The 18,149-nt window shown below is 58.2% G+C and carries 14 protein-coding genes; 8 read left to right on the top strand and 6 right to left on the bottom strand.

What is annotated here, in order from left to right; translation table 11 throughout:
- Positions 1 to 44 precede the first annotated feature (44 nt).
- The 4 genes from AC781_RS00245 to AC781_RS00230 all read left to right on the top strand — a co-directional run bounded on the left by AC781_RS00245 (position 45) and on the right by AC781_RS00230 (position 3,679).
- Positions 45 to 899 carry a TerC family protein gene (locus AC781_RS00245; protein WP_067771653.1) on the top strand — a complete coding sequence of 285 codons (855 nt, stop codon included), beginning with the start codon at positions 45 to 47 and terminating at the stop codon, positions 897 to 899.
- A 9-nt stretch (positions 900 to 908) separates the two neighbouring features.
- Positions 909 to 1,979: an Mrp/NBP35 family ATP-binding protein gene (locus AC781_RS00240; RefSeq protein ID WP_067771650.1), complete on the top strand. Its 1,071-nt coding sequence runs from the start codon at positions 909 to 911 to the stop codon at positions 1,977 to 1,979.
- A 140-nt stretch (positions 1,980 to 2,119) separates the two neighbouring features.
- On the top strand, positions 2,120 to 2,632 hold the full coding sequence (locus AC781_RS00235; protein ID WP_067771647.1) for a glucosaminidase domain-containing protein: 513 nt from the start codon (positions 2,120 to 2,122) through the stop codon (positions 2,630 to 2,632).
- A gap of 165 nt (positions 2,633 to 2,797) precedes the next feature.
- A complete protein-coding gene (locus AC781_RS00230; protein WP_176712461.1) occupies positions 2,798 to 3,679 on the top strand; it encodes a thioredoxin family protein in 882 nt (293 codons plus the stop codon).
- An 85-nt stretch (positions 3,680 to 3,764) separates the two neighbouring features.
- On the opposite strand, the gene AC781_RS00225 is transcribed toward AC781_RS00230, so the two are convergent.
- From AC781_RS00225 to AC781_RS00215, 3 genes are read right to left on the bottom strand one after another with little or no spacing between them, the layout of a single operon-like run.
- Entirely contained in the window at positions 3,765 to 4,919 is a 1,155-nt protein-coding gene (locus AC781_RS00225) for an FtsX-like permease family protein (protein WP_083076299.1), read from the bottom strand.
- The gene (locus AC781_RS00220) at positions 4,882 to 5,514 is read right to left on the bottom strand and encodes an ATP-binding cassette domain-containing protein (protein ID WP_067771639.1); all 633 of its coding nucleotides are present in this window, start codon (positions 5,512 to 5,514) and stop codon (positions 4,882 to 4,884) included. The genes AC781_RS00225 and AC781_RS00220 overlap by 38 nt, the downstream gene beginning before the upstream one ends.
- Complete coding sequence (locus AC781_RS00215; protein ID WP_067771636.1) at positions 5,511 to 6,530, bottom strand: hypothetical protein; 1,020 nt, start codon at positions 6,528 to 6,530, stop codon at positions 5,511 to 5,513. Before AC781_RS00215 ends, AC781_RS00220 begins: the two co-directional genes overlap by 4 nt.
- Positions 6,531 to 6,709: 179 nt before the next feature.
- Here AC781_RS00215 and AC781_RS00210 point away from each other — a divergent pair, with 179 nt between their 5' ends.
- From AC781_RS00210 to AC781_RS00195, 4 genes are all read left to right on the top strand, one after another.
- The gene (locus AC781_RS00210; protein WP_172801785.1) at positions 6,710 to 8,212 is read left to right on the top strand and encodes a sulfatase-like hydrolase/transferase; all 1,503 of its coding nucleotides are present in this window, start codon (positions 6,710 to 6,712) and stop codon (positions 8,210 to 8,212) included.
- Between the two features lie 156 nt (positions 8,213 to 8,368).
- The gene (gene gyrB, locus AC781_RS00205) at positions 8,369 to 10,927 is read left to right on the top strand and encodes a DNA topoisomerase (ATP-hydrolyzing) subunit B (protein ID WP_067771630.1); all 2,559 of its coding nucleotides are present in this window, start codon (positions 8,369 to 8,371) and stop codon (positions 10,925 to 10,927) included.
- 21 nt (positions 10,928 to 10,948) lie between these two features.
- The gene (gene gyrA, locus AC781_RS00200; protein ID WP_067771627.1) at positions 10,949 to 13,573 is read left to right on the top strand and encodes a DNA gyrase subunit A; all 2,625 of its coding nucleotides are present in this window, start codon (positions 10,949 to 10,951) and stop codon (positions 13,571 to 13,573) included.
- Positions 13,574 to 13,730: 157 nt separating this feature from the next.
- Positions 13,731 to 14,321, top strand: coding sequence for a hypothetical protein (locus AC781_RS00195; RefSeq protein WP_067771624.1), 591 nt, complete (start codon positions 13,731 to 13,733; stop codon positions 14,319 to 14,321).
- Positions 14,322 to 14,383: 62 nt separating this feature from the next.
- Here AC781_RS00195 and AC781_RS00190 read toward each other — a convergent pair whose 3' ends face one another.
- From AC781_RS00190 to AC781_RS00180, 3 genes are all read right to left on the bottom strand, one after another.
- Entirely contained in the window at positions 14,384 to 15,970 is a 1,587-nt protein-coding gene (locus AC781_RS00190; protein ID WP_067771621.1) for a beta-N-acetylhexosaminidase, read from the bottom strand.
- A gap of 132 nt (positions 15,971 to 16,102) precedes the next feature.
- Positions 16,103 to 16,924, bottom strand: coding sequence for a hypothetical protein (locus AC781_RS00185; RefSeq protein ID WP_067771617.1), 822 nt, complete (start codon positions 16,922 to 16,924; stop codon positions 16,103 to 16,105).
- Positions 16,921 to 18,126 carry a hypothetical protein gene (locus AC781_RS00180; protein WP_067771614.1) on the bottom strand — a complete coding sequence of 402 codons (1,206 nt, stop codon included), beginning with the start codon at positions 18,124 to 18,126 and terminating at the stop codon, positions 16,921 to 16,923. Before AC781_RS00180 ends, AC781_RS00185 begins: the two co-directional genes overlap by 4 nt.
- Positions 18,127 to 18,149 lie beyond the last annotated feature (23 nt).

Genomic DNA, 18,149 nt, shown 5'->3' with positions numbered 1-18,149 from the left:
GGAGCTTGCCAGTATTCCCGTGTCCTGTTATTCTCGCGCCAGCAATGATTGCGGATATATTGACGACGTTCGAAAACCTGCCAGACGGGTTTTATACGGCAGCGGGCCTCCTGATTCTCGGCCTGATTTTGATTGAAGGACTTTTGTCCGTGGATAATGCGCTGGGGATTGCCGCCATGGCGGCGCACCTGCCCAAGCACCAGCAGAAGCCGGCGCTTCGCTGGGGGATCATCGGCGCCTATCTGTTCCGCGGTATCGCTCTGGCGACTGCGGCATGGCTCATGCACAATATGTGGGTGAAGTGGTTCGGGGCTGCGTATCTGATCTATCTGGCCTGCGAGCACCTGATGCTGCATCCGAAGGAGGAATCGCACGATGAGAGCGGGCAGGTGGCGAAGCTCGCGGGCAAGAGCTTCATTGCCACGATTTGCAGTATTGAGCTGATGGATCTTTCCCTTTCAATCGATAACGTGGTGGCGGCGGTCGCCATGGTGAACGGCGAGAAGCGCATTCCTGCGGAATTGCATATCTGGGTTGTCTGCCTTGGCGTGTTCATCGGCATTATCGCGCTTCGCGTCGTGGCGGGCTGGTGCATCGGCATTTTGGAGAAGCATCCGATCCTGAAGTATACGGCTTTCCTGCTGGTCGGCTTCGTCGGCATGGCGTTGATTACGGAGATGTCTCTGGCGCAGTTCGGCATCGAATGGCATCTCGGCATTCCGCTCAAGTTCGCCTGTATCATGGCTATCGTCGTGTCGAGCCTGTGGTATGAGCAGTCTCCCGCACTATACCGCGCCCTGCATCCGGTCGTTCACGTTTTCCGGGCCGTTTGTTCCGGCGTGACAATTGCGGTCGAATCCGTTATCATGCCTTGGAGATTTTTCAAAAAAACCAAATAAGGACGATTTATGAGCGAGCAGCCCCCATTGACACCGGAACTGATCCGCGCCGCGTTGACGACTGTCAAATATCCCGGCTTCAGCAGGGATATCGTGGCCTTCGGACTGGTCAAGAATATTGCCGTGACTCCCGATAATGAAGTGACGGTCGATCTCGTGATCGAGAGCAAGAATGCGGATATTCCGCGCTACATCTACGAAGGCGTGCAGGGTGTGATGAAGCACTTGCCCGGTGTGAAGCATGCGGATATCCGCATCGAGCACAAGGCTCCGGAAGTGAAGCAGGCGACCAATGACGACCCGGCGAGCTGGAAGGCGGCCGTGCCCGGCGTGAAGCATGTGATCGCCGTGGCCTCCGGCAAGGGCGGCGTGGGCAAGTCCACGGTGTCTGCCAATCTCGCCGTCGCGCTGTCGAAGCTCGGTTACAGGGTCGGCCTGCTTGACCTCGATATCTACGGCCCCTCCATGGCCCTGATGTTCGGCACCAAGGAGCGTCCCGGCGCAAACGATAATGATGAGTTCCTTCCGATCGAGGCTCATGGCATCAAGCTTCTTTCCCTTGGCCTGATGATCGAAGAGGATTCCCCCGTGGCCGTGCGAGGCCCGCTGGCGACCCGCTATGTGCAGCAGTTCCTCCGCAATGTGGAGTGGGGCGGCCTCGATTTCCTGATTCTCGATCTTCCTCCGGGTACGGGCGATATTCAGCTCACTATCGTGCAGACGGTGGAGCTGGCCGGCGCCGTGATCGTGACGACTCCGCAGGAAGTGGCGCTGATCGATGCCCGCAAGGCGATCGGCCTGTTCAAGAAGGTGGAAACGCCCATTCTCGGCGTGGTCGAGAATATGAGCTATTTCCTGTGTCCGTCCGATGGCAAGAAGTATTTCATCTTCGGCGAAGGCGGCGGCAGGAAGGAAGCGGATAAGCTGGGAGTGCCGCTGCTGGGGCAGATTCCCCTTGATGTGGATACGCGCACCTGCGGTGATGAAGGCCATCCGGTCGCGCTGGAAGATCCTGCCGCGAATCCCGTGTCCGCCGCTTTCCGCGAAGTGGCCGAAGCCTGCGCGAAGACGGTGCAATAAACGAAGTACCGGATTTTTTTGACAGGGCGCATCTTCGGATGCGCCCTTTTTTCGAGGGTTCGGCGACGTGCCGGAGGCGGGTGGAGCCGGGGGAGGAGCTTTCGGCTTGAGTAGCCGTTTTTTTGTGGTATGGTATTCGGATGAATTTTATTGCCGCTTTTTGCGTGACATTGCTGTGCCTGCCGCTGTTCGCCGATACGATCAGCGACCTGCGCCCAGCCATCCGGAAATCGGCTGTGGAACACGGTATCGACCCCGTGCTGATGGAGGCGATCATTCGCTTCGAGTCGGGCAACGGAAAGTCGAAGGCCGCGCGCCAGAAGAACAATTTCGGCGGCCTGATGAGGAAGCGCGGCGGGTTGCAGAAGTTCGAGACGCCCGAGCAGGGCGTGGAGGCCGTGGCCGTGCTGCTGGAAAAATACCGTGCTTCCGGGTTGACCTCGGTCGAGTCGATCGGCCGCCGTTATTGCCGGAGAAGTACGGGTCGCTGGGTGCGGAATATCAATTCCTACCGGAAAGCCATCGTGGAGGGGAAATATGGAGCCGTGGAGGAGGGCGGTGCGGCGGAGGCGGCCGGAAAGCGTTCGGGATCATGGTTTTCCCAGAATGCTCCGGACGATGAAAAGAAGTCGTCGGTAAGCGTCAGGCCGTGAGCGGCGAAGATGCTCCGGGACCAGGCAGGGGAGAATGACGGAAGAGTTGCAGTTTCATGGCAGATAGATTGAACGCAATGTGTTTTTTTTGACTCTAACCAATAGCAAGCAAGTTTTATGTTGAGTTCCGCCGCATCCATTGTTCTCTGTTGCACGATCAGTGTCGTGGATGAGCCTCGTACAGATCTTGTGTGGTTGGAGAATATCGAACAGGCTGTGCAGAAGGCGAAGGTGGAGCATAAATCCGTGTTGGCCAGTTTTCTGGGCCCGGATTGGGATGCCACCAGCCGAGCCGTGCGTGAGGAAGTGCTGCATACCCCGGCGTTTGCCGAATACGCGTCAAAACGTTTCGTCTGCGTTGAGATAAGGTTTCCGGGGTTCCGCCCGATATCGCCCGAGCGTTGCAAGTATAATACGGAGCTGAAGAACCGCTTTCAGGTAGGGTCATACCCCAGTCTGGTGCTTTTGGATGCCAACGGCCTGCCTTATGCCCAGGTGGTTGGCGGCGAGGAGCTGCTGGATGCGAACGAGTGGATCGGCCAGCTGAAGCTCACATTCAGGGTGAAGGAGAAGTTCGATGCCCTGATGCAGGATGCCCGGCATTCCAGCGGCATGGCCCGTGCGACTTTGCTGGCGCATGGCGTGGAGCTTATTCCGGAGAATTTGCAGCTTTGCTATGAGCCGGTGATGCAGGAAATCGTCAAGATGGATCCGGATGATATGCTGGGTTTCGCCAAAAAGCTGGATAAGCTGGTGCGGCACCGGGATCAGAGCGAGAGGCTCGACACGTTGCGCGATCTCGTGTCGGACCAGAAGTTCGATGAAGCGGATGTGATGGTGGATGAGATGCTCGCCAGCACGGATCTCCTGCCCGAGATGCGCCAGAAGCTGCTGGCCCGTTACCAGATGCACCGCTACGCCGTGCGCAAGAAGGATATGCGCAAGGCCTACGAGATTCTCAAGGCCGCCTACGATGCGGCTCCTTCTTCGGAGATGGCTCCGAAGCTGAAGGAACAGCTGACCCGCATGAAGCTGTACGTCGAGTAGGGCGTTGCATGATCGTTGAACCGCCCGGTTCACAGAAGGGCCGCTATCAAGGGCGGCCGTTTTTGTGCTCTCAGGCGGAGGAATTTTATTTCAGCACGCGGCCGATTTCACGTCGGGCGGCAAAGACGATGGGGATCGAGGAGATGAGGACGCAGGCGATCAGTGCGCAGGCAAGCAGCTGCACGTCCGGCATGATTTCCGGGAGGGTGAGAGTTTTGTTGCCCAGTCTGAAGAATTCGCGCAGGACGATCTTCTGTGCTTCCATGAAAGCGAAGACTGCCGCGACGAAGGCGATGGCGACCAGAAAGAGGTTTTCGATGATGAAGGAGCCGACGAGCAGGATGGGATGGATGCCGAAGCTCTTCATGAGCGTGTAGATGTATTCGTTCTGCCGGTATTCCATGGAGGCCAGCGCCGTGAGCAGGATGCCGACGATGACGGCGATGCCGATGGAGAAGCCGGCGCGGCATTCCGCCTGGTTGCTCATGATGAGCTCCATGTCTTTCAGCAGTTTGGAGATGGTGGTGACGTTGAGGCGTTTGTTGTCCAGCCTGCCCAGGGTTTTGAAGTAGTCTTCCACGCGCTTGAGGGCTGCATAGCTCATTTCATCGAGCTTGAGGAGAACGCTCGTGAGGTTGCTGCGGGCATTGAATGTGGCGGCCAGTTCGGGGGCGACGAGGATGAATCCCCGGGAGTTGCCGCTCAATTGGGCGCAGACGAGGCTGTCCTCCGGGATGCCGAGAATGCGGACGTCGCGCACGATGCTTCCTCCATTGCCGCTGATGGTGAGGCGTTCCGGCCCGTCTCGCAGCGTGGCGTTCTGTGTTTTGGGGTAGAGGAGTACGGGCTGCCCTTCGTTGATGGGGTAGAATTCGGCAAGTTGCGTGTTGGAGTAGGTGTAGATGGGGTAGTTGTCCGTGCCGATGTTGGCCGATCCGACGCTGTGCAGGATGACGGCCTTGCATCCGAATGTTTCTTCGTAGAACTGAGGGTCGTCCGTCAGGCTTGAAGTGGCGTTTTGCGGAGTGATTTCCATGATGCTCGCGAAGTCGCCTCCCTGCTGGCGTATCTGGCTCGATACGTTTTTGGCGGTGAGGACGTAGTTCGCCATGAAACACAAGGAACACAGGGAGAGGAAGAAGACGACGAGGAGGCGAGCCAGCGGGCTCGAGAGTCGGGTTATCCACCGATGGAACGTATCCTTAGCGAGATACAGGCATGTCAAAATCAATGATTTCATCGGCGGTGTCGAAGAGGCGCACGTCGTGCGTGCTGATGATCCAGATTTTGTCGGCCATGTCGTTCCGGATCAGGTTTTTGATGATGTCCGTATTGCCGTCGTCCAGGCCGGAGGTCGGTTCGTCGAGCAGTACGATTTCGGAGTTTTTCATGAGCGTGCGGGCGAGGGCCGCGCGCTGGGACTGGCCGCCGGAGAGTTTGTCCGCGCGGCGTTTGCGGAGGTCGGCGAGGCCGAGGGCTTCGAGCAGGTGGTTGCAGCGGGGTTGCCAGTCCTTGCGTGGGAGCATGGCCATTTCGGCGCAGAGCCGCAGGTTGCGTTCCACGCTGACGAGGGGCAGCAGGTTGATGCCCTGGAACATGTAGGAGGCGTGCTTGCGGCGGTAGGCTCGGCTCGTGACTTTATCGCCGCTGGGCGTGATGATGTTGCCCTTGTTGATTTTGAGGTACCCGGCGAGGATTTTGAGCAGCGTCGTTTTGCCGCTGCCGGAGTATCCCTTGAGGATGGTGATACCGGGAGGGAAGGTGAAGGAGAAGTCCTTGATGACGGGAGCTTTGCGCGAATACCCGAATGTGATGTGATCGCAGACGAGATTCATTTGGGGCGGAGAATGATGCTCTTTTCGGCGATGAGGACGATGTTGTAGTCGGGATAGACCCGTTCGACGAGATTTTCCCAGCTGTAGGCGGTGGCGGCTTCCGGTCTTCTGGCGAGTTCCAGCCGGGAGACGACCGTGTCGTTGCCGTCGCTCTTGTAATAGAGGGTGACGCGCGGGCGGGAGGCGATCATGTCGTAGGCCCGTTCGTTGTCCTCGGGGGAGAGCTTGAAGAAGTACAGGATGGAGGTGTTGCTGGCCGAACCGCCTGCTGAGGATACCTGCTTGCGGTCGAACTCGCCCTTCATCAGTTTGCCTTCGGAGAGGGTGATCCGGGCGCAGATTTTTTTGCCGTCGAGCTGGGTGATTTCCGCATTGGTGATGGGGCAGGTGATGTAGAAGGAGGAGTCGTCGTAAGCGGTGGCGAACTGGGGCTGGGTAGGCATCATTTCCATTTCCATGGGCGCGTCGAGATCCTTCGGCAGGGGGAAGCTGTATTGCAGGCGGCCGTCGAAGGGCATCTTCATCACATACTTGTCGAGCTTCTTGTCGTAGGTTTCCCGTTCGAGGCGTTCGGAGGTTTCGAGGTTTTTCTCCGCCAGCGCGATGCGTTCATCGGTATCCTTGATGACGTCCTTGTTGTCGGCTCCGGTCGGTTTCGGTGCCATTTTGCGTTCTTCTTCGGGCAGGGAGAAGTAGAATTCGATGTCGCGCTTTTGCTTCTGCATGTTGCGGATGTCGTCGCGCTTGGTCATTTTGTTGGTCCGAATGCGCGTTTCCATGTCCTCCTTTTCCTGCTTCAATTGTTCGTCGTTGAGCTTGGCGAAGACGGTTCCCTTCGCAATGCGGCCTTCGGGATCGATCAGGTTGGTGACGGTTCCCTTTTCGGGCAGGGTGAACGGGCGCATTTGTTCCGGCACGATGGATCCTTCATAGGTGCCGATCGGAATGAGTACTTCCTTGCCTTGGCAAAGGAAGCATGAAACGATGCTGAGCAGGGGGAAAACGGTCTTGAGCATAACAAAGGGCCATGCGGGCTGTTCCGCAGTATCCGCCAGCCGATGGTGAAAGTCAAGCCGCTTTTGCATGCCTCGGGGTGGCGGAGAGGTGTTGGAATGCAGGGAGCAAAGGCCGGAAAATCAGGCTGTTCCCGGCTTTGGACTTGCCATTTTCTGACAAACCATGCATGATGACGGCCATGGTGCGTTACCTGTTCTGTTTTCTGTTGTCGGTGTGCAGCATGGCGTTTGCCGCGACGGAAATCTCGCCGAAACGGCCGAATATCGTCGTGATTCTGGCGGACGATATGGGCTGGTCCGATCTCGGGTGCTACGGGTCGGAGATTGCGACGCCGCATATCGATTCTCTGGCGAAGCAAGGCATGCTGGCGACGCGCTGCTATACCGTGCCGCGCTGTTCTCCTTCCCGGGCTTCGTTGTTGACGGGCATGTACCCGCAGAGCGTTGGCGTGGGCCATCTGGACAAGGATCTCGGACGACCCGGCTACCGCGGGCATCTGGACCCGTCCATTCCCACTCTCCCCGAACTCTTGCGCAACAAGGCGGGTTACCGCACCTATATGTCCGGCAAGTGGCATGTGGGCACAGGAGACGGCTGGTATCCGTGGCAGCGCGGATTCGATCGTTACCGCGGGCTGCTGAGCGGGGCGAACGGCTATTATACGCTCGATCCCGGCCGCAAGATGGCGGAAGACGGCCGCATGCTGGAAGCCGGAGATTTGCCCAAGGATTTCTTCATGACGGACGATATTACCGGAAAGGCCATCGAGTACCTGAAGGATGCCGCCAAGACGCCGGACAAGCCGTTTTTCCTGTATGTGGCCTATACGGCTCCGCATACTCCGCTCGAAGCTCCCAAGGCGACGGTGGACAAGTATATCGGTTCCTACGCCCGGCAGGGGTTCGCCGCTGTGCAGAACAAGAGGCTTGCCAGGCAGAAGAAGCTGGGGCTTGTCCGCAAGGATGCGGCCATTCCTGCGGAGCGCACTCTGCCTGCCGTTTGTTCGAAGGAAGACGATGTGAATATGGCGCTGTATGCCGCGCAGATCGTGGAGATGGACAAGGGTGTGGGCCGCTTGATCGACGCATTGAAGCGGCAGAAGCAGTGGAATAATACCGTCGTCATGTTCCTTTCCGACAACGGGGCGACGAAGGAGATGCCCGGGCGGAATTACGAGCCGTATCCCGGCCATCCGCGCAAAACGAGTGGTTATGGCAAGGCATGGGCAAGCGTGTCCAATACGCCGTATAAGGGTTACAAGATCCAGACCTATGAAGGAGGCGTGGCCGTGCCGTGCATCATCCGCATGCCGGGCATGGAGCAAGGTGCGCTGTATCATGCGCCGATGCACTTTATGGATATTGCCCCCTCCATTTTGCGATGGGCCGGAGTACAGCCGGAAAAGCCCATGGACGGCATGGCGGAGCCATGGAAGAAACCGGGGGCGAAAAGGACTATTTTTTGCGAACACGAGGGCAACAGGATGGTGATGACGCCGGAGTACAAGCTCGTCTATGCGAAGCAGAAAAAGGCGTGGGAATTGTATGCCGTCGACGACCGGGCGGAGCTCCGGGATGTGGCTGCCGGGCACAAGGATGTGGTGGACGATTTGAAGAAACGGTACGCGGACTGGGCCGCTACGCACCAGGTTGACGACAAGGTGAAGAATTACTATCCGTGACGCGTGGCCGGAGGGGTGTCTTAAGCGTTGATGGAAAGAGAAATGCGTTTTGCTTTCGCCCGTGTGTGAGAAGGATGGGCCTGCAGGGGGTGTTTCTCGCCGAAACGATTGATTTTTCTTGTATTTTCATACGCGCGCGCGTATAATTGCGCGCGTATGACTGATGAAAACCATGAGGCCGGCATCCCCAAAGTGGATACCGGCGCTCAGCAAGAATACAGTGCGGCCCAGATTGACAAGTTGGAAGGTCTTGAGGCGGTGCGCAAGCGCCCCGGAATGTACATCGGCGACCCTGACGAACGAGGATTGCACCATTGTGTGTTTGAAGTGTTGGACAACTCGATCGACGAACATCTCGCCGGCTACTGCACCAAGATCGAAATCGCCATTCATGTCGATTGCTCCATTTCCATTATCGACAACGGCCGCGGCATCCCGGTGGACGTTCATCCGAAGTTCGGCATTCCCGCCGTCGAGCTGGTGCTGACCAATCTGCACGCGGGCGGCAAGTTCGGGCAGGGCGCATACAAATACTCCGGCGGCCTGCACGGCGTGGGTGCGAAGTGCGTGAACGCCCTTTCCGACTGGTTCAAGGCGGAAGTGCGCCGCGACGGCAAGCGCTACCAGATCAAGTTCGAGCGCGGCCACACCATCGAGCCTCTCCGCGTCGTCGGTGAAGCACCGGCGGGCGTGACCGGTACGACGATCACCTTCTTCCCGGATGCGACTATCTTCACCGATACCATCGAGTTCAAGTTCGACCGCATGACGACGCGTCTTCGCGAGCTGGCATTCCTGAATCCCGGTCTCATCATCGAACTGCGCGACGAGCGCGATGCGCCCCATCGCAAGGAAACCTTCTATTACAGGGACGGCATCATCGAGTTTGTCCGCCAGCTCGGCACGAACAAGGAAGTCATCAATGAAGATCCCATTTGCATTTCCGGCCTCCGTAAGGTCGAAGTCGAATACGACGGCAAAAAGATGGATGACGACGTTCTCGTCGATGTCGTGTTCCAGTACAACAATACGTACGAAACGAACATTCTCTGCTTTGCCAACTCCATCTACAACGGCGACGGCGGCACCCACCTTTCCGGCTTCCGCGGCGCGCTGACGCGCGTCATCAACGGCTATGCCAAGGCCAACGGCCTGCTGAAGGACAAGGACCCTTCCCTGAGCGGCGAAGACGTGCGCGAAGGTCTCGTCGCCGTCATCTCCGTGAAGATGCCGAACCCCCGTTTCTCCTCGCAGACGAAGGACAAGCTCGTCAATACCGAGATCGAAGGCGTCGTCGGCAATGTCGTGTATGAAGAAATCAAAACCTTCTTTGAAGAGAATCCCGCGATTGCCAAAAAGATCATCGACAAGAGCATTACCGCCTCCCGCGCCCGCGAAGCCGCCCGCAAGGCCCGCGAAACCGTGCGCAAGAGCGCGCTTTCCATCGGCGGCCTTCCCGGCAAGCTGGCGGACTGCTCCGACCGCGACCCGAAGAAGTGCGAACTCTTCATCGTGGAAGGTGACTCCGCAGGCGGCTCCGCCAAGATGGGACGCGACCGCCGCACGCAGGCCATCCTTCCGCTGCGCGGCAAGGTGCTGAACGTCGAAAAGGCTCGTCTGGACAAGGCGTTGTCCAACAAGGAAATCCAGAATATGATTACCGCCATCGGTGCCGGTATCGGTGACGGCGAGGACGAAGGCTCCTTCAACCTCGAGAAGGTGCGCTACCACAAGATCGTCATCATGACCGACGCCGACGTGGACGGCGCGCACATCCGCACGCTGCTTCTCACCTTCTTCTGCCGCCACATGCCGCAGCTCGTCCGCGCCGGGTATCTCTACATCGCGCAGGCCCCGCTGTACCGCGTCATCCGCAAGAAGAAGGAAGAGTACGTGCAGGACGATATCGCACTGAACCGCAAGCTCATCGAGCTGGCTGTGAACGATGTGACGCTGCGCCGCGCGGACGGAGAACGTACCTTCTCCTCCGAAGAGCTCTCCACCATTCTCGACGTGCTGGTCAACCTCCAGCGCTACATCGATTCCATGCAGGCGCAGGGCGGCGAGTTCTCCGCGCTGCTCAAGCACCGCGAAACCTGCGGCGACTTCCCCGAATACCTCGTCAAGATCCGTTGCGGCAACGATGAAGAAGTGCAGTACTTCCACGATACGGAAGCCCTCGCCGCCTTCTCGAATGAAAACCGCGACCTCTTCATCTTCGGCGTGCCGTCGGAAGAAGAACTGCTGGCGAATCCGCTCCCGGTGCGCGAAGGCCCGAGCCGCCGCGCCCTCACGCACGAATTGCATGAGGCCAAGGCCATTGCGCGCCTTCTCGTGCGCCTTGAAGAACTCGGTATTCCGGGCAGCATGATCCTTTCGGAGGATGCGCCGCTCTTCGAACTCGTCGAAGGCGAGGGCGACAAGCAGAAAGTCGTTTCCCTCTTCTCAGTGACGGACATCCTCGAAACCGTCATCAACATCGGCAAGCGCGGCGTCGAGATCACACGATTCAAGGGCTTGGGCGAAATGGACGCCAAGGACCTGTTCAAGACGACGATGGACCCGGAAAAACGCGAACTGCTGCGCGTCGTGCTGAACGATGACAACGCCGTCCGCGCCGACGAAATGTTCACCATCCTGATGGGAGACGTCGTCGAACCTCGCAAGAACTACATCGTCGACCACGCACTCAACGTCCGCAACCTCGACATCTAACCCCCATCCACCTTTTCTATCATGGAAAACAATCGAATCAGACCTGTGGACGTAGCCAGCGAGCTTTCGACCTCCTTCCTGGACTACTCCATGTCCGTCATCATCTCCCGCGCCCTGCCGGACGTGCGCGACGGCCTCAAGCCCTCGCAGCGCCGCATCCTGTACGCGATGAAGGAGCTGAACCTCAGCCCCGGCGGCAAGACGCGCAAATGCTCCAAGATCGTGGGCGATACGATGGGTAACTACCACCCGCACGGCGACCAGGCCATCTACGGCACCCTCGTCAACATGGCCCAGAACTGGTCCATGCGCGACATCCTCGTCATCGGGCAGGGCAACTTCGGCACGCCGGACGGCGACCCCGCCGCCGCCTCCCGATACACCGAAGCCAAGCTCTCCGGCATGGGGCTGGCCCTGATGGCCGACCTCGACAAGGATACCGTCGACTTCGTGCCGACGTACGACAACGAGCATACCGAGCCCGTCGTCTTCCCGTCCGCCTTCCCGAACCTCCTCGTCAACGGGGGCACCGGCATCGCCGTCGGCATGGCCACCAACATGGCTCCGCACAACCTCGGCGAAGTGGTGGACGGCATTTGCGCCACCATCGACAACCCCCAGATGACCGCAAACGACCTGCGCGCCTACATCAAGGGGCCGGACTTCCCGACGGGCGGCGACATCCTCGGCTATTCCGGCATCGACAATTATTTCCGTACCGGGCGCGGCTCCGTCCGCATCCGCGGCAAGATCGACATCGAGCAGACCGACAGCGGCAAGGACCTCCTCATCATCCGCGAAGTTCCCTACGGCGTGAACCGCGCCGCCCTGCAGGAACGCATCGCCGAGCTGTACAAGGAAAAGATCCTGACGGATATTTCCGGCATCCGCGACCTTTCGGACGAAATCACCTGCATCGAAATCGAGCTCAAGCGCGATGCCCGTCCGCAGGTCGTCGTCAACCAGCTCTACAAGCTCACGGCCATGGAAACCTCCTTCTCCGTGAACATGCTGGCCATTCACGACAACCGCCCGAAAACGCTCACGATGCTCGATGCCATCAACTTCTACATCGAGCACCGCCGCGAAGTCGTCGTGCGCCGCACGCGCTACCTCCTCGGCGAAGCGGAAAAGGATGCCGAACGCCTCGAAGCCTTCCTGCTGGCCCTCGGCCACATGGACGATTTCATCCGTATCATCCGCGAATCGAAGAACCGCGACGAAGCCCGCGAACGCCTGCAGGCCTACACCTTCTCCACCCAGACGGCGGAGCAGCTCGGCATCCTCATCCGCTCGCAGGCCTCCGTACAGGGAGACCGCTACGTCTTCACCGACCGGCAGGTCAACTCCATTCTCGACCTACGCCTCTACCAGCTCACCGCCCTTGAAAACGACAAGATCTCCGGCGACTATGCCGAACTTCTCGTCCGCATCAAGGACTACCTCGACATCCTGGCCAACGAATCCCGCGTGCTCGGCATCGTGAAGAGCGAACTCATCGCCATCAAGGACAAATACGCTACCCCGCGCATTACCCGCATTATCCCCTTTGAAGGAGATATGGCGATCGAAGACCTCATCCCGAACGACACGATGATCGTCACCATCACCCACAGCGGCTACATCAAGCGCACCAGCTCCGCCGAATACCGCGTGCAGGCGCGCGGCGGCAAGGGCGTGAAGGCCGCCACCACGAAGGGGGCGAAAAAGGATGCCGAAGCCGACTTCATCGAGCATCTCTTCGCCGCCCAGAACCACGACTACCTCATGTTCTTCACGAACACCGGGCGCGTGTATGTGGACCGCGTGTATGAAATCGACGAAGCGGCGCGCAGCGCACAGGGCCGCAGCATCAAGAACCTGCTCGACCTCCAGCCCGAAGAAGCCATCGCCGCCATTCTGCGCCTCGAACGCAAGGTGGACGACAACGGCAACGACATCACCTTCGCCGAAGGCAGCGGCAACGTCGTCTTCGCCACGAAGGACGGCACCGTCAAGAAGACCAGCCTCAACGACTTCGTCAATTACCGCAAGGCGGGCATCATCGCCATCAACCTCGAAGAAGGCAACAGCCTCGTCAACGCCGCGCTGACCACGGGCGGAAACGAAGTTGTCCTCGTCACGCACGACGGCATGAGCATCCGCTTCCCGGAAGACGATCTCCGCACGCAAGGCCGCAACACCATCGGCGTGCGCGGCATCCGTCCTCGCACGGGCGACTACGTCGTGGCTCTCGCCATTGTTGATCCGACGAAGACGCTCCTCGTGGCCTCCGAAAACGGCCTCGGCAAGCGTACTCCCTTCGACGAATACCGCGTCCAGAGCCGCGGGGGCACCGGCGTCAAGACCATGAATTGCACGGAGAAAACGGGCAAGGTCGTCTCGGCCACCGTCGTGTCGGATGAAGACGAACTCATGCTCATGACCACCGCCGGGCAATCCGTCCGCATCAAGGTGGCCACCATCCGCGAAACGGGCCGCGCTACGCAGGGTGTCAAACTCATGACTCTCGCCTCCAACGAACGCATTCAGGACATCTCCATCGTCATCCCCGACGATGAAGACGAACTGCCGGAAACCGATGCAGCAGGAGAACCTGCCGAAGGAGGCGAAAGCGCTCCGGCACAGGAACCCGCTGCGGAATAAACGGCTCGCTGTTCATCCGGATTTTCACAGGCCGCCTCCCGCATGGTGAGGCGGCCTTTTTTTGCCTTGTCGGGGCATGCTGAGTCGTGCATCATAGACCGCGTGCGGTGCATGCACGGCATGTTGCATGCGCCGCTTCCTCCTGATAGAAACACCTATGAAAATCAAGAATGCCCTGATAGTCACCGCCGGATTGCTATCGCTGGCCGGACTGGTGCAATGCACCCATTATGCGTGGAAAGAAGTTCGTTTGTCTCCCGAGGAGAAGCAGGATTACGAATTCTGGCTGTCCACGCATCAACGGTCGTACCATATCCGGTTGCAGGATGGAGTGCAGACGGTCGAGATGGAAACATGGGAGGATGGGAAAATGCATGATACGAATGAGGCTGCCGGGGTTAAAATGGTGAAAAAAACGCGCCGCCTTCCTGTGCCGGACAAGAGGCTGAATCAGCTGATCGAGAAGTTCGTCCAGACGGGGCAATTCTGTTACGATAGCGAAAACGATTTTCTCAGGATCGAGGGTGTGTGCCTCGGCGCCGGCTGGAAAAGCGGGAACAAGAGCCATTCATGGAACCTGCTGTGGGAAAAAGTGCAGGAAAAGCTGCGGGAGCCTTACAATGAACTGAATCTTTATCTGTACCTGAGCAACCCGCAATGGAATCAATACCCGGAAGCATTTCCGCTGCTGACGACGGAACCTCCGCCCCATGTATCCCCTCAGTCGCCCGGAAATATGCGGAGGTGAGGGCAGCAAAAACGGCAGACCTTGCATGGCCTGCCGTTTCGGATAAAGGGTATGTAGCCGCGTCAGGGTTTGACGGCGGGCTCGTTGTCCATGGTGCGTTCGAGCGTGTAGCCGAAGCGTTTTTCAAAGGGCTTTTTGTGGGCTTCCATCTTTTGCTGGAATCGCTCCCAGCTCCATGCGGATTTCGGGCTCCATCCCTTTTCCGCTACTGCCATGGCGCGCGGGTAGGCCCGGTACAGCGTGTGTTCCAGCGTGGGAAGCTGTTCTGCCCACAGCGTGCAGTGCACGCCGACGATGTGATCCACCTGGTCGGCGGGTTTGCCCTGCGTGGGGTCGAGCTGGTAGCATTTTTCAAGAGTGACCATGGGCATCCATCCGCGGTTGCTGTGGCCGGGAAGCTGCGGGTAGTCCAGATAGCAGTGTTCGCCCGGGGTCAGTACCAACTTGAGGCCGGCCTTTTTCGTGGCATTCACCGTGGCGGGCGTTTTGCCCAGGCGCCATGTGTAGACGGTCTGCCCTTTCTGGTAGAAATCGTCTTCCAGCTCGAACCAGAACTGGGCTTCCTTGCCGTATTTGGCGAGGAGGGAGGTCATATCCTTGAAGAACCCGCGCATTTCTTCGTTCGTATTTTTCTGTCCCTTGGCCTTGCGTGCTTCGGTGCAGGCTGCGCAGAGTTCCCAGCGTTCTGCCGGGGCTTCGTCGCCGCCGAGATGGATGATCTTGCCGGGGAAAATGTCGGCCAGCTGTTTGACTGCGGCTTCGTAGAACTTCCACATTTCCTTGCTTTGCGGGCACAGCAGATGGTAGCTGACGCCGCCGGAACGCCGGGTTTTGACATCCTGGGGAGCGGTCAGCAGTTCCTGTTTCTGGGCGTCGTTTTTGCTTGTGTAGGCTTGCGTCTGCTTGAATGCTTCCACCTTGTCCGCGGAGGGATTCTGGCAGAATAATTCGGGGTAGGCTTCGCAAAGAGCCTGGTTGTGGCCCGGTACGTCGATCTCGGGCACGACGTCGATGCCCCTTGCCTTGCAGTACGCGACGAGGTCTTTCAGCTCCTGTGCCGTGTACATGCCGCTGGAGGCGGGCATCCAGCCGGGGCCGCCGCCATCGCCGGGGCCGCGCGTGGATGCCACTGTCTTCAGGCGGTCGTATCCCGGCACAGGGAAGCGCCAGCCCTGATCGTCCGTGAGGTGGAGGTGAAGGACATTGAATTTGTAGAAGTGCATGACATCCACGAACTTTTTGAGATCCTCCAGAGGCATGAAGGAGCGGGCGACGTCGCACATCATGCCGCGCCATGCGTAGGCGGGCTTGTCCGTGATGGTGCCGCAGGGGATGCCGGCCGGCGATGCGCCGAGCTGGTCTTCGAGTTGCAGAATGGTGATTTTGGCGTTTTCAAGGCCGCGTTTGTCGGCGTAGCGGATGCTGATGCCTTGCGGCGTGATGTCGAGGGCATAGCCTTCTGCGCCGAGGGATGGATCGAGCTTGGCATTTTTGATGTCGAAGCGGAGATTCTGGGTCATCCCCTGTTTCTGCTCGATGCGGACGGGTTCGGGAATGATGTTGTATGAAGGTCCGCCGTTTTCGTTTGCATGGAGCGAGCCGGACAAACAGGCGAGAGATGCGAGAAGGAATGTGGATTTCTTGAACATGGCGGCAAGGATGGCTGTACTGCTGCATGCAGATACGGTATCAATTATACGCAGTCTGCAGGGAATTCTTTCAAACAGGATGCTTGATCGGTATTCCGGTGATGATGATGGGGCAAGTTTCCGGCATCTGTGCTATGGTTGGAGTTGTTCTCTGGCATCCAAATACCGTTGTTTCATTTTTTTCCGGCCGCTGGAGATATCGCCTCCGTATGCCTTGGCTTCTTTTTCGCTCATCAGGCGATTGTATGTGTGGAGTTCCTGCAAGGTGGAGATGCCCATTTCCCTGATGCGGCGGTCGAGGGTAGGGAGGGAGTCGCCGGGTGTGGTGTAGATTCTTTCTCCGGCTTCCGTCGGCATGACGAAGTGCGTGCCGGGGCATTGCTGCGCCAGCTTCTTCATGGAGTGGAGGAGAGGAAGGGCGGCTTCGTTGCAGTCGATGACAAGGGCGACGATTTCTTTCTCGGCAAGGAAGAGTTGGCGAAAGGCGGACATTTCCTTGGCGTCGGCAACCCGGAAGATATGAGGGATGAAGGAGATGTCTCTCAAGGCATAAGTGCCGCTGTTGCTCGGATATTCGATTTTGTGGAAGAGTATTTCGATGATTCCTTGTTTGAGGAAGATTTGGATATGGTGCCCCGAGTCTTGCAGGCTGCTGTCGCCGTCGCGGGGTTCTTCAAACCGCTGGTAGGTGAAGAAGGGTTGACCATCCAGCCGCAATTCGGTTGGCTTGAAAGGGTGCATCGGCAGGATGGTGAAGGCGGCGTAGAAGGCAGGGAAGAGGTCCAGCCCTGTTTTGTTCGCCATTTCTTTGCTGGAGATGTCGATGATGTTGATGTGGCTCTGCGGGAGTTCCCTGGCTTTGAATTCGATGCCGTCAAGACGCGCTAAAGAGAGTTCCGGTTGTTTGGCATGGGCGAAGCAGGCGAGTGCGAGAAGAAGAGGAAGGAATTTCATGGGTGTGCAGCAGGTGCGGTGGGATGCCCGTTTTTTTGTTTGAGGGCTTCGACGAAGGGTTCATCGACGGTTTCCATGCGTTCCGCAATTTGCCGGAGTCTGTTCGATCCGTAGAAGCCTTTTTTCCGGAGCTCGTCGATGACTGCTTTTTTCTGTTGCTGCATGGCCTCCCAACGTTTTTGCAGGTAGGGAAGAAAACCGTGTCCATCGTATTCATCCTCTTGAAGATCAGTTCGGAAAGATTTGATTTTATCCTGCATGTCTTCGTTTTCCAACCATATTTCCATACTGCGGGCGCAGCGGTCGGCCGATTCCTTGTCCGTTGCCAGTAGCAGAAGGTTGACCGGCGCGAGAAACAGGAAATTCTCCGTATCTTTCGTGTTGTAGCCGCCCATGTTGGATGTTTCTTTCTTCCATGTTTCTACGGGAAGCGGGTCGAGGAAAATGCCGGGCGGGCAGGGCAAAGGGCGACGGTATTCCGGCGGGAGAGGGATCGGTAGAGAGTTTTGAAGCGGCAGGATGATCTTGCCCGATGGGAGCGCGATGCGGTGAATCGTTTCCGTCAGAAAGGCGGCAGCCGGGTAGATTTCCCCCTGGTTCACAAAATCACCATACAGAGGCCACCATGCCGAGACCTGGCCTTGTCCGTTTGTTTTGGCTTCGGTCGTGATTTCGTGGACTTCATCATCGGAGTAATGGCCTTTCCTCAGTTTGCGGATGACGATCGTGTCGGTATGCGCTGGCAGCTTCATGGTGGGCAGATCTTCGTCGAGGGAATATCTGGTTCCATCTTTCCAAAAGGAGTCGTTGCCGAAGTCGGAAGAGAAAAGTACGTTGGGACCCACCCCTCCATTGGGGCGCGCCAAGGCTTCTTTCCATTCCTGTGCAGCGAGCCGCTCCAGATCTTCGCCTCCAAGTATGGTGAGGTCATAGCGGGAGTGGTTGGTGTATCTGCAAGTGAGGACGGGAGTGTCGCCATTCGGCTGGAAGGAGATGATTTCAGCCGATAACCAATGGCGGATGTCGGGAATTCCGGGTTTCCTGCCATAGAATAAATCCCAGTCTTTCGGCTCCATGTCAGAGGCGTTGGCTTCTACCGGAGTTCGGTTTTCCGGGGCGGGCGTGTTTTGGCTGGCGGCGGGCTGTGCCGTGGCGGAGAGCAGGCCGCAGAGGAGGAGCAGGCGTATGATGGTCGGTTGCATATCGGGTGATGGGTTGATTGATG

Source organism: Neoakkermansia glycaniphila, assembly GCF_001683795.1.
Classification (GTDB): Bacteria; Verrucomicrobiota; Verrucomicrobiia; order Verrucomicrobiales; family Akkermansiaceae; genus Akkermansia; species Akkermansia glycaniphila.
The sequence above is the reverse complement of the archived record's forward strand: the minus strand, read 5'-3'. Positions and strand labels throughout refer to the sequence as shown.

Coding starts and splice junctions, on each gene's coding strand:
- AC781_RS00245 (WP_067771653.1), top strand. CDS start 45: ATGATTGCGGATATATTGACGACGTTCGAAAACCTGCCAGACGGGTTT.
- AC781_RS00240 (WP_067771650.1), top strand. CDS start 909: ATGAGCGAGCAGCCCCCATTGACACCGGAACTGATCCGCGCCGCGTTG.
- AC781_RS00235 (WP_067771647.1), top strand. CDS start 2,120: ATGAATTTTATTGCCGCTTTTTGCGTGACATTGCTGTGCCTGCCGCTG.
- AC781_RS00225 (WP_083076299.1), bottom strand. CDS start 4,919: ATGAAATCATTGATTTTGACATGCCTGTATCTCGCTAAGGATACGTTC.
- AC781_RS00220 (WP_067771639.1), bottom strand. CDS start 5,514: ATGAATCTCGTCTGCGATCACATCACATTCGGGTATTCGCGCAAAGCT.
- AC781_RS00215 (WP_067771636.1), bottom strand. CDS start 6,530: ATGCTCAAGACCGTTTTCCCCCTGCTCAGCATCGTTTCATGCTTCCTT.
- AC781_RS00210 (WP_172801785.1), top strand. CDS start 6,710: ATGGTGCGTTACCTGTTCTGTTTTCTGTTGTCGGTGTGCAGCATGGCG.
- gyrB (WP_067771630.1), top strand. CDS start 8,369: ATGACTGATGAAAACCATGAGGCCGGCATCCCCAAAGTGGATACCGGC.
- gyrA (WP_067771627.1), top strand. CDS start 10,949: ATGGAAAACAATCGAATCAGACCTGTGGACGTAGCCAGCGAGCTTTCG.
- AC781_RS00195 (WP_067771624.1), top strand. CDS start 13,731: ATGAAAATCAAGAATGCCCTGATAGTCACCGCCGGATTGCTATCGCTG.
- AC781_RS00190 (WP_067771621.1), bottom strand. CDS start 15,970: ATGTTCAAGAAATCCACATTCCTTCTCGCATCTCTCGCCTGTTTGTCC.
- AC781_RS00185 (WP_067771617.1), bottom strand. CDS start 16,924: ATGAAATTCCTTCCTCTTCTTCTCGCACTCGCCTGCTTCGCCCATGCC.
- AC781_RS00180 (WP_067771614.1), bottom strand. CDS start 18,126: ATGCAACCGACCATCATACGCCTGCTCCTCCTCTGCGGCCTGCTCTCC.